We start from the raw sequence: 11769 nt of genomic DNA on the forward strand, positions 1-11769 counted from the left end.
TTCGAACCATCTTTTCCAGTTTGCCTTTGTTTGGGGATAGGAGTTTTACCTTGAGGGTTACTGTCTGCATATAGTATCTCCTCCGGTTCGCTTAAATTTTAGCACAACCGGAAAAAAATAGCAAGCTGCCATTCATCCTCCGATTAAAATCGGGGCATTCTGGCGGGATTTTTGTAAACGAGGACCTCGGCTTTTAAAGCTTCCTTGTCTTTCAGTAATGCCTTCTCCTGTATCCCCCGTAACCGTATCCGCCGTAGCCGTAACCCCCGTAGCCGTGACCGCTGGTGGACCTGTACATGAAGTAGGCGAAAGCCACCACGAAGGGAGTTATAAGCTGCGTCAACGTGAAAAATCCTATGCCCCATTTTTCGTTTACGTAGTGGACGAGAAAGAGCGGATTTTCCCTTACCGTTTCTTCGATCAGGGCCCTTAAAATCTGATGCCACCATATAAAGGACCAGAACTGGTACCCCGGCGGCAGGTTTTTATTCTGAAGATATAAGTACCTCACCAGAAGCACGAGGCCGATAGAAGAACCTATTAACTGCGCCGGCCACCTGCCGAAGGAAAATTCGGTCATGCGCCCCAGAACTTCCTGATTGAAGATGTTGCCTATCCTCACTATTATATAGCCGAAGGAAAGCCCCAGCACGGTCAAATCCGCCACGACGTTGGGATTTATGCCGTATCTCCTGCAATAAGGCCATCCTGCGAGAAACCCGCCTAAAAGGGCGCCGTGCCACGAAAGCCCGCCTTCCCAAATCTTAATTATCTGAATGGGATCTTTTAAGAACCATTCGGGGTAGTTTGTGAGCACGAACATGAGGCGCGCTCCGACGATTCCGGCTATTATGACGACAATTGCAAGGTTAAGTAGAAAATCTTCATCAAGATTAAGCCTCTTTCCCATAGTATATAGGTAATATGAACCTACCAAAAAAGATATGGCCATGAATATTCCATACCAGTGAACAGCGATAGGGCCTATCTTAAACGCGTACGGACTTATTCCTTCGATAAACATGCGGGTATGCTTCCTCCTTTTTTTATTCCTGCCTTAGGGCAGGTTTTATTTTTATTTTATCACCAAAAATGCACTATTGTATATAGCTTCAAAGAGGCGCAAATTCTAATTGTAGAATAAAAGAAAGGAGTTTTTGTATGGACTTTCAGCGTGCTCAAGAAATTTTAAATTCACCCGATACCTATGAAGTCTTTTACAAGGGAAAGCTGGTATGGATTCGAGGGTTAAAGCCCGAAGATAATTCTGCAGAAGTTGAGATATTGAGCGACAGAGTAGTAACTCGCGTCCCCGTAAAAGACCTGGTGGAAGGCGAAATATTGCTTTAACGCACAAAAAATTAAAAAGTGAAAGCCGACCTTGTAATTGGTCGGCCTTCTTTCTTTTTCTTAGCTTATCGCAAGCTCAGCTTTTTTAAATATTTTTTCTATCCTTTCTTCTTCGGTCAGTATCCTGTTTTCTTCAGGATCATAAGCGTAAAGGGCGCCGTTTAACAATCTTGTAACCAGTTTTCCGCAGGCCGCCGGGTTGCCTTTGAGGTGCGGAGCATCCAAAATGCCTAGCTCTATGGCTTTTGCAATGGTATCCGCATCGGAAAGCGGGTCCTCCGCACTGGGATTTAGCTGTTTTATGGCGTTTAATATGACCATAGCTTCTTTTATAAGCTGATTCTTGCGTTCCTGCACCACTGGATCATTTACCATATCAGGCAGCCCCAAGAAGGCATTTCTTATAACGCCTCGCACTATCTTGCAGCTTTCGATAATGTCCTCGGCTGTAGCTGCGTGATGAGCCTCACAGAACCCTACCACGTGGTAAATATGCGGTTTTATCGCCATGGCAAGGTATGCCGATGACGCAAGCTGCCCCTTGGCTTGAGAAAGATCGCCCGGGAAGCTGGCAAGGCCAGCCCTGGCCTGCCGGTAAACCTTGAAGTTCTCATCCTGCAGCGATTCTATAAGTTCTATCTTTGCCAGCATTTTTGCCAGGTCCATCCTCGGCGAAAGCGACGGCGGGACGTTGAACATGTACTGGGCGATGTAGTGCTTTACACCCATCTTCTTGGCGTTGTACGCCGCCAAATATGCCGTGGCAACGCCCACGGCATCGTGGGCATCCCTGAGGCTCCAATGGTGGGATTCGTTTACTTCTACAGGTATGCCCCTCTCACCGTGCCACTTCATCACCTGCTGGTTTTCTCTTATGGCTTCCCTGAGAGGTCTGGAACTTCTTTTGTCCAGGACGCTGTACCAGCAAAGTGGAACGGCGCACCAGGCATTTTTAATAGTTTCCTGCAAGAGTTCGGCAAACTCTATGAGGTGATTGGTGCCGCTGTAGCACCGGAGAAGAGGATAATTTCCGCGGCGCGAGGCTTCGTAAAGAGCTTCAAAATCTTCTTTTTTCCGCAGCGGAACGCCCCCTGCTCCGTCCAGTCTTCTGTCCATCTTGTGCTGTTCGAAGAAAAATTCCTGGGCGTTCTGGTCTGGGGCAACCGAAATGACATCTAGCACTTTAGCTTCTGCCACCTTTTTGATGGCTTCTATCGTGGCCTCAAGGGACGGCAAGCCGAGATGATGTCTCAAAATCGGATACGGATATTTGGACTCAATGCGCGATATTAAGTCTTGAGGATAGGTTTCTTCTTCCGAATGCCTGTAACCTTTGAGAAATCCTATTACATCGTCGATATCCTCAAGCCCGTTAAATACTTTGTCAAATATGCCGCTTTCCTCCGCAATCCGAGCGGTCGGTTCGTTTCCTCCGAAGATCCATTTAATCCCTCTGTCAAGGCCGGAAGATTCGATTTTCTCCTTTAATTCTTTCAATATCTCCCTCAAAGGTTCCGGCGTGAGGCGGTAACTTAAGCCCACGTAGTCCGGTTTCCTCGCCTTCACAGCTGCTATAAGTTCATCTACCTTAACAGCCGGACCTAAGAACTCCACTTCGTATCCTTCTCTTTCGGCGAGCGAGAGGAAATTCATCACGCCCGCCACATGCACGCAATTCCCGATAGTAGCACCAAGAATTCTGGCCATTACGCAACCACCTCCTCACCGGTTTTGGCAGTGTCGATGTATCCCTGCTGAGCAAATTCGATGATTTGAGACGGGTCAAGCCCGGCAAGCCCCAACTTTTCTACGGTCCTTCCCGTTTCCCAAAAGTTCTCGCCCGTCATCATGTTGGCAAGTCGTATTATGGTATCTATGGCAGGAGTTTCTATCCCCATATTTTTAGCAAGAGATGAAATAGGAACCAGGCTAAAAGGTACATCCTCATAGATGTACCTGGTTTTCAGGTCCTTTGGCGCAGTAAGGCCTTTGTAAGCCGGATTATTCTGGATGGCTTCGTATATTGAATTCCCGCGCGCCCCATAAGACTCCTCGAGCCACTTCACGGCAGACATAGTCTTAACGCCGAGAAGCCTTGCAACCTTCATCCTTTCAGCATCGAGCCTTTCCAACATTTGGCCTATGCTCGGTGTGATTCCTTCAAGATAATATTCAAAAGTTTGACCCCGTTCTATATGCCCGCTGTTTAGCAGGGTAGGAGCAGGATGGAATATCGCTCCGAAATTGTTGAGGCTAGTTTCCATTACGTCCCTTGCCGGTTTAAACTGAGGATAGGCTGCGGATAAAAGCCAAATCACGTATTCCGTCCTACTGGCCGGAATTGCAGCGAGTTTAACCTCATTTTTTACGCTGAATATCTTGGCACTATCAGGGCCCGTTGCTCTGCAGGCGTATATAAAGGTCTGCGCCTCCGCCACGGTAATATCCCTATCACACCCTGCCTCGCGAAGAGTCTGGTATACCTCCAGAGCTCCGCAGGTCCTTCCGGGATTCAACACGATTATCTGGCCGTCGTCAAGATGAGGCGCCATCATCCTGGCAAGTTCCCTGTGAGCAGTGGCTGGAGTCGTTATCATGATAATATCGGAATCTTTTACGGCCTCTTTTATATTATCCGTAACGGTAGAAAGCCTCCCTATACCTTCCACAGCACCGGTCAACAATATCTCCGGTTTTTCAACCAGGATCTTAATTTTTTCTATAGATCTATTGTAAAGCGCTACCGTAAAGCCCATCAGCCCGAGATACCCCGCCATCGCAAGGCCGCCGTTGCCAGCGCCTATAACCGCATACCGCACGTTTTCCGGTCTTTTTATCATAAACGTCACCCCCCTGTATTTATATTTCCCACAAAAATAAAAGCTATGGAGGACCATAGCTTCTTTTGGGCGGATTAACCCTCAAGCTATCAACCTCCTCTTTCCACGCTTACGAGGTTAGCTGACGGGTTCGGGTTGAAGAGGTAACCCTACCCCTTCTTAATACAGGAACGTCCCCCATATAAGAAGGGGATTCACCCCAAAAAAGTGGGTCCCCCGCTTCCCTCCGCGGTAAATGCCACGGAAGGAATTCAGCGTTCCAGATTGATGCATCTATTTTTTTGGTAAAGTTTATTATATCAAAACAAAAGAATAACTGTCAACGACCATCTTAAAAAAACCACCATGAAAAATTCAGTTTCTCGTGATATAATAATCGCTAGAATATTTTGGGTATTTTTTCGTATCTAGAAGAAAGGAGTTCAAATAATTACATGGAAGACAACAAAAATCTATACTTTATTTTATTTGCTTTAAGTTTAGGGTGGACCGTGCTTTACGCCGACAGGACTTCGCTGTATCCGCTTCTCTCGGTAATAGGAAGGGATTTTAATTTAAATAATACCCAGCTCGGCACGATAACCAGCAGTTATTTTCTGGTTTACGTAGCCATGCAAATTCCTGGGGGAATCGTCGCGGATAAAGTGGGAAAAAAACGTCTTATAGTACTGGGGATTTTAACTGCGGGAGTCTCGCTTTTTTGTTTCGGACTTTTCGGAAAAAGCTACAGCCTTCTGGTTTTGTTCGCAGCTCTTCATGGTCTTGGAGCCGGAACCTATTACCCTTGCGCCTACGGAATAATGCTCGAGTTGGTAGATTCAAAACACTGGGGGACATCGGCCGCCATAATAAATCTCGGAATGTCGTTTGGGTTAATCCTCGGCCTTGCGATAAGCGGACCATTGTATATGCGTTTTAAGAGTTACTCTGCAATATTCATAGGACTTGCCCTTTTTACCATGGCGCTTTCCCTTCTTTTTATAAAAATTCTGCCGGAGGCTGAAAGCAGGTGCAACGAAAAAACAAACTTTTTTGCCGTAAAAGAAGTGTTAAAAAACAAAAACCTCCTGCTACTTTATATCGCCCAATTTTGCGCTCTTTACGGATACTGGACCGCAGTCACGTGGGGGGCCACGTTTTTTAAGGAAGAGCGCGGCATCGGCATGGAACTTGCCGGGCTATTTGTAGCCATCGCGGGCATGAGCTCCATAATTCCCAGCCTCGTTATGGGAAGGATATCGGACATATTCGGCCGCAAGAAAATAGCCTTAATACTTTTTCCCTTAGGAGCCCTTACATTATATTTGATGGCCCACGTCCGAACCGCATCTGCCATAATCCTATCGCTTATTGCATACGGAATTATCGGAAAATCGTCCTGGGACCCTATAGCTGTAGCCTGGAGCGGCAGCCACGCATCGGCCTTGGGAAATGAAGCCGCGAGCACCGCCATGGGAGTGTTCAACTTTTTCGGCATGATGTCCGCTGTAGTAGCTCCGGTCGTCACCGGATTTATAAGGGATATCACGGGCTCTTTAGTTGCGGCTTATTATGTTGCCGCAGTTCTATCATTGTTGGGCGGAAGTTTGGTTATATTAGTTGACGAGAAACTTCCGCAACCGGATAATAAGCTTGGATAATATAAATTCAATCGGGAGGAATGATTTATTGAACGTGGTTAAAATTATAAAGTAACGAAAGGATAATATACAAAGTCGACTGCAACCTTATATGTGAACTCAAGCGGGTCCGCATCCGGCTGTTCGATTAATCTCATTAGGCCCCGGGATTGCCGGTAGTGGTTTCCCGGGGCCTTAATGCTTAGCGCAAGAACATTCATATCAATTCACAGCCAAGGGTGTTTTTCATCTCCTGAAGGGCAAATTCGTGAACGCTTTTGTCAAAAGAAGCCACGCCATCTTTGTATATTTTTACCGAATACCCCCTTTCCCTCGCGTCCTTAGCGGTATAAAGCACGCATATATTAGTGCAGACGCCCACCAGAAAAAGTTCGTTTATCCCTCGTTCCCGCAGGTAAAGGTCTAGATCCGTTCCGTAAAAGGCACTGTACCGGCGCTTCTTCACTATTTTATCTTCTTTTTTAAGTTCCAGCTCGCTTATGACCTCGCTCCCCCAGGAACCGGAAATGCAGTGGGGCGGGAACATTTCGAATTCCCTGTCGTCCTTTTCGTGGCTGTCGCAGACGAACACCACGGGACATGCTTCTTTTCTGAATTCCTCAATTTTCTGCTTTATAAAGGGTATTACTTTTCTTGCACCTTCTCCAACGTACAGGCTTCCCTTTTCATCCACAAAATCGTTGAGCATATCGATAACCAAAAGAGCCTTCCCCATATATACCCCTCCTTTAAAATTAATTCCGGTAATTTAATATCTTCTGACTCTTAATTTCTATATTTTTTGCCCTTATCCTCTTAGAAAAGCAGCTTTTTAAAATTCCTTGTTCGAGTAGACCTTCACCGACACAACGAACAAAAGGGCGTAAACAAAAAGCGGGCTTTCACCCACCCTCAGCTTCCCCTTTAAAATCCTCGCCTCAAGCATCACATCCTTAAAGGATGAATCTTTACCCTGTCTATCCCCATCGCTTCCAACTGAATGTAAGCCATAGTTCCCATGGCATCCTGTTCAAGAACGTTCACTAATGCCGCCGTGCCGGAATGCTTGCCTATAAAAATTTTCCGCTCCAGCCCTACCTCTGCGGGGTTAAATACTTCGTAGGTTTCCGGGTGCTTCAAGGCTCCGTCCACGTGTATTCCCGATTCGTGAGCGAAGATGTTGTCGCCCACCACTGGCTTCCAAGAAGGCAAGAATCTCCCACTAGCCTTCGATACGTATTCTGAAAGTTCCTTGAACATTTCCTGTCTCAATCCGTGATCCATTTTTAGAGCATGCTTTAATGCCATTGCCACTTCTTCCAAAGCTGCATTGCCCGCCCTTTCTCCCAGGCCGGTGACCGTCACTCCAGCATGGGTGGCCCCTCCCATTATTGCCGCAACCGTGTTTGCAGTTGCCATTCCGAAATCGTTGTGCGCGTGAATCTCTATGTCCATCGAAAGCCTTTCTTGTAATTTTTTTATCGTGTCGTAAGTGGTTAAGGGATCTAGCACGCCCACCGTATCGCAAAATCTAAAGCGGTCTACGCCAGCCTCCTTGGCTGTCTGGGCAAATTTCACCAAATATTCCAAATCCGCCCTAGAGGCATCTTCGCCATTTACCGAAACGTACATACCCTCTTTCTCTGCAAATTCCACCGCTTTCACCATCTGGTCGATCACTTCTTCTCTGGATGATCGCAGTTTGTATTTTAGGACCTTTCCAGGTCTTCAATTACTGCCCGGTTCCACGCCATTATGCTGGATTTCAACCATAGCTTTGCTATTCTAGGCACCGTTTCTTCCTCTTCTTCTCCCATAGTCGGAACCCCAGCCTCGATTTGGTCCACCCCATCATGTCCAAAAACCTTGTTATCATCAATTTTTCCTCCCGGGCGAAGACCACCCCCGCCGTCTGCTCGCCATCCCTCAAGGTGGCATCGACCAAGATTACTTTTTTTACCTTATTGTCGCCCATTTTTATACCCTCTTCGGTATATGTTTTATTGTATACGATTATACTTATATACAATAGATATGTCAATACAAAAATTGCGCTTATGCTAACGATGCGATGGCTGGAGTTAAATTTGCAAAGAGTGTTTACGGAGTAGAATAAATAAAAGTATGCAACCCCGTGAGGAACTTACTCACCGGCTAATTTTTCAAAAAGGTGATTTTTATCACAGAAATTTTTCATAATTTAGGGTATACTCCTTTTAGAATACATAATTGGAGGGAAAGTCGGTGGAAATAATAAACCTTGAGCAAAGTGCGAAATTTTCGACCGAGAAGCTTATTCCTAATAGGATAATCGAAAAGGAAGAGGTGCAGGTCGTTTTGCTCGCCTTCGAACCTGGCCAGCAGGTGTCGGAGCACAAAACCCCCGTCGACGTGTTTTTCCACGTAGTGAAGGGATCGGCCGAAATAACGATAGGAGAAGAAAAAAAGCAGGTACAGGAAGGAAATATAGTGCTGAGCCCTGCCAACATACCCCACGCCATAAGGAATAACTCCGGCGAAAGGGCCATGGTCCTCGTTGTAAAAACCCCAAACCCCCAGTATTATATTAAAAAATAAAAAAGCCCCATTTTTCGGGGCTTTTTCCTACATAAATGCCTTTCTCATCTCTTCCGCCTGCCTGCGGTCAAGCTGGGTTATCATCCTCATGAGTTCCGCCACGTGGTGCTTTTCGTCGTCGGCAATTTCAAGGAAAAGCTGCCTGGCCTGGGAGTTATGGGTCATGCGGGCGTGCCTTTCGTACTGGTTTATGGCCTGAAGTTCCCCTATCAAGTCCTCTCTCAGCATTTCGAGCAGCGTCGCCCGTTCATCGTCGTAATGCATTACCCCTTCGCCTTCCATATAAGTTCACTCCTTTTTTTAAAATCTGTCAGTAATACAATATGAAAGCGAAGGGCTTTTTGTTATCAAAACCTTATATTTCCCTTCTCCACCGCCGCAACGCCTATGCAGGTATCCGCAGCGCCGTAATAGACGTAAATTACCCCATCCTTCTCACAGGCGCCGCAGCTGAATACCACGTTCGGCACAAGGCCATGTTTTTCCCACTCCAGCTCGGGCTCTAAAATGGGTTCTTCCTGCCTTGCCAGGACTTTGGAAGGGTCCTCCAGATCCAGCAGAGCAGCTCCCAGCCTGTAGACGTGGTTTTCATCTACCCCGTGGTAAATGAGAAGCCACCCCTCATCTAGCTTCAAAGGCGGTCCCGCTATACCTATCTTTTTGGAATCCCAAAAGCCCGGCCGGGGGGTCATGATTATTCTGTGGTCATACCATGTCTTCAAATCATCGGAGTAGGCAATCCATACATCCGGATGTCGCCGGTGAAATAGCACGTATTTGCCTTTTACCCTTTCCGCAAGGAGCGCCGCATCTTTGTTGGGCTCGTCCAGAAGTATCCTTTTGCCGGACCAATTTCTGAGGTCCTCCGATTCCACCAGGGTTATTCTTATGTCCTCCCAGCTCCTGCCGCCGAAGGCGGTATACAGCATATAGTACTTGCCTTCCAGCTTCGTTATCCTGGGGTCCTCAATTCCCCACGCTTCCTGCTCGGTGCTCCCCACGAGCACAGGCTCGTCAAACCTTTCAAAATGGATTCCGTCGGCGCTTTTTGCATAACCTATTGAAGAAACGAATTTGTACTTTTCTTCGGGTTTAGGGGTGTCGAGTTTAAAGGCGTTGTTGGAAGCCCTGTAAAAGAGGTGAAAATATCCATTTTCGTACAAAACGGCGCAGTTGAACACTGCACACTTTTCCCATTCGTGCTCAGGATTTGGAAGAAGCACCGGTTTTTCGGAAAGCCTCTTGAGTCTTATCATCCCATCCCCCCTCATTAAAGTTTAACAGCCGCCTTTTCCATTTCAAGAGCCACCTGAAGAGCACCTAGTGCGTCGTAAAGCGTGACATCGCAATCCTCTTTTAGCCCCCTTGCAGCCATGGAAAGGTCCTTCAGCCCCTCCGCCACGCACGCGCGGTACACTTCCCACCTGTCCTGCTCGATGAAAAAAACGTATGTGTACCTCCCCGCAGCTTTGAAAGTCTTCCCCCTGCCTGTGAAAAACTTTTCATTTTCATATTCTTCTACCTTTTCCACATCCAGCTTCACATTAATTCCCGGAAGGAAATTCTGGGCTTTTTCCGTAACCTCTCCCCGCAGAAAACCGTCGGTTTTTTCGGTCACCAGTGCGTCTATTTCTAACCTAACCGGAATCCACCCATAAACTTTCGCGTAGGCCCTCTCGAAAGTAAAGGAAAAGGTGGTCTTCTCAAAGGGCTCTGGCTTGGTAAAGCCGTGATAGTAATCCACAACCGCTCCTTCTTTGTGAACGCAAAAACCCATCACTCTATCAACAAACCCGAAGCCCTCTCTTTTTATGTTCAAGGCCATAACCTTTTCCGGTCGCCCCAGTAGCCAGTTCGTCAAGTCGAAAAAGTGTACGCCGTGTTCGAGCCATATCCCTCCGCTTTTTTCGCTATCCCAGAACCAGTGTGAAGGCAAGAGGTGGTCGTCGTGGGCGTAATTTTCAAGTCCTGCTCTTTCTAGCATACCGAAGATTTTACTATCATTTATCATCTTCAGCACAAAATATAATGGGTTTCTCCTCATGACGTAATCGATAGTGGCCTTGAGATTTTTCTCGCTGCAAACTTTTATCAGTTCCTCCATTTCATTTTGGCGAAGGGCTCCCGGTTTTTCTAAAAATACGTTTTTGCCTGCCTGAAAAGCCATCAGGGCAAGTTCAAAGTGAAGGTGAGGCGGTGTGGCTATCGCCACTATGTCTATTTCAGGGTCCCCCACAAGTTCTTCCGGTTTTCTGTAAACCCTGTCGATACCGAATCTTTTTCCAAACTCCCTCGCCCTTTCCGGTTCGATGTCGCACACTGCCCACAGCCTGCAGTGTCCGCCGCCTTTTTCTGCTAAAGCCCGGGCGATGATGCCGGCGAACCACCCTAGCCCTATAAGGCCAACCCTGCACTCCATTCCATCATTTTCCTCCTTTCGCAGAACGGCTTAACTTACTTCATCTATAATACACCTTTCTCCGGAAAACTTTACCCCTTCCAGCTTTAGAAGAAATTTCTTGAGGTTCAACCCTCCTCCGTAACCCACAAGAGAACCGTCGCAGCCCACCACCCTGTGACATGGCACCAAGATGGGCAGCGGGTTTTTGTTGTTGGCCATGCCGACCGCCCTGGCAGCACCGGGTTTACCCAAAGCCTTTGCGATCTGACCGTAGCTTTTCACCCTTCCGTAAGGTATTTTCAGCACCTCCCTCCATACCATCCTTTGAAAGCGAGTGCCCCTTAAATCCAACGGAACGGTAAATTCCCTGAGCCCACCTTCAAAATACCCCATGAGCTCCTCCCGCAGCTTGTCGTTGAAGGGGTTTTTTATGCTGCAGGCGTCCTCATCTAAAATGTATGATTTTCCATAAATCCTTTCTAATTCTTCTGTGAATCCGCCCTCATCTTCACCGGGAAGGCCTACCCTGCAGACGCCCTTTTCGCTTGAGGCAACTAGAAATATACCCAGCGGAGTAGCTACCCTTCTAAAATATATCAATTGCGCCAACCCTCCGTTTTGCTTTTGCTTTTTTAAAATATTGCTGAATTTTTTAAAATGTGATATATTAATGGTGACATCCTCCCCGTAATGAATTAGGGGGCATCCCAGCGCGGGATGGCGGCACACGCCGCAGGTTAGCCAGCACTCACCGGTCTACCCAGTTCATCGCCTTGGCCTTAAGGGGTGTCACGCTCCCCTTTCTCCCAGGGTCATGCCCCAAGAGCATCGAGCCCTCTCGCGGCTATGTTCATTGCCCCCACCCTGTCCGCATCAGATTGGTATCCACATTTTATGCATTTAAACCAGCCTTGGGCCTTACGATTATACCGGGAAGCATTCCCGCACTTCGGACAGGTCTTGGAGGTCTCCTTGGGGTCGA

The 11769-nt window shown here is 47.3% G+C and carries 12 protein-coding genes, 1 pseudogene and 1 riboswitch; of the genes and pseudogenes, 3 read left to right on the top strand and 10 right to left on the bottom strand.

The window, feature by feature from the left end; all coding sequences use genetic code 11:
* Nucleotides 1–211 precede the first annotated feature (211 nt).
* Nucleotides 212–1024, bottom strand: coding sequence for a prolipoprotein diacylglyceryl transferase (locus AN618_RS11740; RefSeq protein WP_066355430.1), 813 nt, complete (start codon nucleotides 1022–1024; stop codon nucleotides 212–214).
* A gap of 137 nt (nucleotides 1025–1161) precedes the next feature.
* On the opposite strand from AN618_RS11740, the gene AN618_RS11745 reads away from it, so the two are divergent.
* The gene (locus tag AN618_RS11745) at nucleotides 1162–1350 is read left to right on the top strand and encodes an H-type small acid-soluble spore protein (protein ID WP_066355436.1); all 189 of its coding nucleotides are present in this window, start codon (nucleotides 1162–1164) and stop codon (nucleotides 1348–1350) included.
* Nucleotides 1351–1410: 60 nt separating this feature from the next.
* Here the strand turns inward: AN618_RS11745 and AN618_RS11750 are convergent, their stop codons facing one another.
* Together AN618_RS11750 and AN618_RS11755 are read right to left on the bottom strand one after the other, a co-directional pair.
* On the bottom strand, nucleotides 1411–3057 hold the full coding sequence (locus AN618_RS11750) for a cobalamin B12-binding domain-containing protein (protein WP_066355437.1): 1647 nt from the start codon (nucleotides 3055–3057) through the stop codon (nucleotides 1411–1413).
* Nucleotides 3057–4190, bottom strand: coding sequence for an NAD/NADP octopine/nopaline dehydrogenase family protein (locus AN618_RS11755; RefSeq protein ID WP_066355441.1), 1134 nt, complete (start codon nucleotides 4188–4190; stop codon nucleotides 3057–3059). The genes AN618_RS11750 and AN618_RS11755 overlap by 1 nt, the downstream gene beginning before the upstream one ends.
* A gap of 92 nt (nucleotides 4191–4282) precedes the next feature.
* A riboswitch (cyclic di-AMP (ydaO/yuaA leader) is annotated at nucleotides 4283–4457 on the bottom strand.
* Nucleotides 4458–4624: 167 nt separating this feature from the next.
* Between AN618_RS11755 and AN618_RS11760 the strand changes: the two genes are divergently transcribed.
* Nucleotides 4625–5830, top strand: a complete 1206-nt coding sequence (locus tag AN618_RS11760; RefSeq protein WP_066355443.1) for an MFS transporter — start codon at nucleotides 4625–4627, stop codon at nucleotides 5828–5830.
* A gap of 196 nt (nucleotides 5831–6026) precedes the next feature.
* Here the strand turns inward: AN618_RS11760 and AN618_RS11765 are convergent, their stop codons facing one another.
* Both AN618_RS11765 and AN618_RS14070 read right to left on the bottom strand, forming a co-directional pair.
* A complete protein-coding gene (locus AN618_RS11765) occupies nucleotides 6027–6545 on the bottom strand; it encodes a cysteine hydrolase family protein (protein WP_066355446.1) in 519 nt (172 codons plus the stop codon).
* A gap of 209 nt (nucleotides 6546–6754) precedes the next feature.
* Nucleotides 6755–7784, bottom strand: a pseudogene (locus AN618_RS14070) (homocitrate synthase family protein).
* Between the two features lie 269 nt (nucleotides 7785–8053).
* Between AN618_RS14070 and AN618_RS11780 the strand changes: the two are divergent.
* Nucleotides 8054–8386 carry a cupin domain-containing protein gene (locus AN618_RS11780; RefSeq protein ID WP_066355454.1) on the top strand — a complete coding sequence of 111 codons (333 nt, stop codon included), beginning with the start codon at nucleotides 8054–8056 and terminating at the stop codon, nucleotides 8384–8386.
* Between the two features lie 27 nt (nucleotides 8387–8413).
* Here AN618_RS11780 and AN618_RS11785 read toward each other — a convergent pair whose 3' ends face one another.
* From AN618_RS11785 to AN618_RS14075, 5 genes are all read right to left on the bottom strand, one after another.
* The gene (locus tag AN618_RS11785; RefSeq protein ID WP_066355456.1) at nucleotides 8414–8668 is read right to left on the bottom strand and encodes a demethoxyubiquinone hydroxylase family protein; all 255 of its coding nucleotides are present in this window, start codon (nucleotides 8666–8668) and stop codon (nucleotides 8414–8416) included.
* A gap of 65 nt (nucleotides 8669–8733) precedes the next feature.
* On the bottom strand, nucleotides 8734–9642 hold the full coding sequence (locus AN618_RS11790; protein WP_066355458.1) for a beta-1,2-mannobiose phosphorylase: 909 nt from the start codon (nucleotides 9640–9642) through the stop codon (nucleotides 8734–8736).
* A gap of 14 nt (nucleotides 9643–9656) precedes the next feature.
* Entirely contained in the window at nucleotides 9657–10805 is a 1149-nt protein-coding gene (locus AN618_RS11795; protein WP_066355459.1) for a Gfo/Idh/MocA family protein, read from the bottom strand.
* Between the two features lie 30 nt (nucleotides 10806–10835).
* Nucleotides 10836–11387 carry a methylated-DNA--[protein]-cysteine S-methyltransferase gene (locus tag AN618_RS11800; protein ID WP_066355460.1) on the bottom strand — a complete coding sequence of 184 codons (552 nt, stop codon included), beginning with the start codon at nucleotides 11385–11387 and terminating at the stop codon, nucleotides 10836–10838.
* Between the two features lie 212 nt (nucleotides 11388–11599).
* A partial coding sequence (locus tag AN618_RS14075) for a zinc ribbon domain-containing protein (RefSeq protein WP_157081749.1) occupies nucleotides 11600–11769 on the bottom strand: 170 nt, incomplete at its 5' end.

The organism is Fervidicola ferrireducens (assembly GCF_001562425.1).
GTDB classification, from domain to species: domain Bacteria; phylum Bacillota; class Thermosediminibacteria; order Thermosediminibacterales; family Thermosediminibacteraceae; genus Fervidicola; species Fervidicola ferrireducens.

Excerpts from the sequence above, each read along its gene's own strand:
- AN618_RS11740 (WP_066355430.1), bottom strand. The coding sequence starts at position 1,024 with ATGTTTATCGAAGGAATAAGTCCGTACGCGTTTAAGATAGGCCCTATC.
- AN618_RS11745 (WP_066355436.1), top strand. The coding sequence starts at position 1,162 with ATGGACTTTCAGCGTGCTCAAGAAATTTTAAATTCACCCGATACCTAT.
- AN618_RS11750 (WP_066355437.1), bottom strand. The coding sequence starts at position 3,057 with ATGGCCAGAATTCTTGGTGCTACTATCGGGAATTGCGTGCATGTGGCG.
- AN618_RS11755 (WP_066355441.1), bottom strand. The coding sequence starts at position 4,190 with ATGATAAAAAGACCGGAAAACGTGCGGTATGCGGTTATAGGCGCTGGC.
- AN618_RS11760 (WP_066355443.1), top strand. The coding sequence starts at position 4,625 with ATGGAAGACAACAAAAATCTATACTTTATTTTATTTGCTTTAAGTTTA.
- AN618_RS11765 (WP_066355446.1), bottom strand. The coding sequence starts at position 6,545 with ATGGGGAAGGCTCTTTTGGTTATCGATATGCTCAACGATTTTGTGGAT.
- AN618_RS11785 (WP_066355456.1), bottom strand. The coding sequence starts at position 8,668 with ATGGAAGGCGAAGGGGTAATGCATTACGACGATGAACGGGCGACGCTG.
- AN618_RS11790 (WP_066355458.1), bottom strand. The coding sequence starts at position 9,642 with ATGATAAGACTCAAGAGGCTTTCCGAAAAACCGGTGCTTCTTCCAAAT.
- AN618_RS11795 (WP_066355459.1), bottom strand. The coding sequence starts at position 10,805 with ATGGAGTGCAGGGTTGGCCTTATAGGGCTAGGGTGGTTCGCCGGCATC.